This is a genomic window from Streptomyces sp. NRRL S-920 (genome assembly GCF_000717945.1).
GTDB classification, from domain to species: Bacteria; Actinomycetota; Actinomycetes; order Streptomycetales; family Streptomycetaceae; genus Streptomyces; species Streptomyces alboniger.
The window spans coordinates 1-839 of the sequence record NZ_JODF01000146.1 but is presented as its reverse complement, the minus strand read 5'-3'; the positions used below and the strand labels follow the sequence as shown (position 1 = coordinate 839).

The following is an 839-nucleotide window of genomic DNA, read 5'->3' as shown; positions in this document are numbered from 1 at the left end:
CCGAAGTAGTCGACGACGTCCTCGGGCCATTGGTTGGCCTCGGCGAGCAGGACGGTGTCGGGGTAGTGGGCGTCGATCTCGGTGCGGACGCGTTTGAGGAGCTGGTGGGTGCGGGGGAGGTTTTCGCAGTTGGTGCCCTCTTCGGCGTAGAGGTAGGGGACGGCGTCGAGGCGGAATCCGTCGATGCCGAGGTCGAGCCAGAATTTGAGGGCGGAGATGATTTCTTCCTGGACGGCGGGGTTTTCGAAGTTGAGGTCGGGCTGGTGGGAGAAGAAGCGGTGCCAGTAGTACTGCTTGCGGACGGGGTCGAAGGTCCAGTTGGAGGCTTCGGTGTCGACGAAGATGATGCGGGCGTCGCTGTAGGCCTTGTCGTCGTCGGCCCAGACGTAGTAGTCGCCGTAGGGGCCTTCGGGGTCGGTGCGTGAGGCCTGGAACCACGGGTGCTGGTCGCTGGTGTGGTTCATGACGAAGTCGATGATGACGCGCATGCCGCGCTGGTGGGCGGAGTCGACGAATTCCACGAAGTCGGCGAGGTCGCCGAATTCGGGGAGGACGGCGGTGTAGTCGGAGACGTCGTAGCCGCCGTCGCGCAGGGGGGATTTGAAGAAGGGGGGCAGCCACAGGCAGTCCACGCCGAGCCATTGGAGGTAGTCGAGCTTGGCGGTGATGCCTTTCAGGTCGCCGACGCCGTCGCCGTTGCTGTCCTGGAAGGAACGCACGAGTACTTCGTAGAACACGGCGCGTTTGAACCAGTCGGGATGCCGGTCCCTGGCGGGCGTGTCCTCGAAGGTGTCCTGGACGGGCTCGTTGACGATCATGATGTGGGTGACCCTCCGATC

At 64.0% G+C, this 839-nt stretch carries 1 protein-coding gene; it reads right to left on the bottom strand.

Annotated features, from left to right (window positions below; genetic code table 11):
- Nucleotides 1–818 (bottom strand): alpha-amylase family glycosyl hydrolase (locus tag IG54_RS0137260; protein ID WP_030795654.1); only part of this gene is annotated, 818 nt, incomplete at its 3' end.
- Nucleotides 819–839 lie beyond the last annotated feature (21 nt).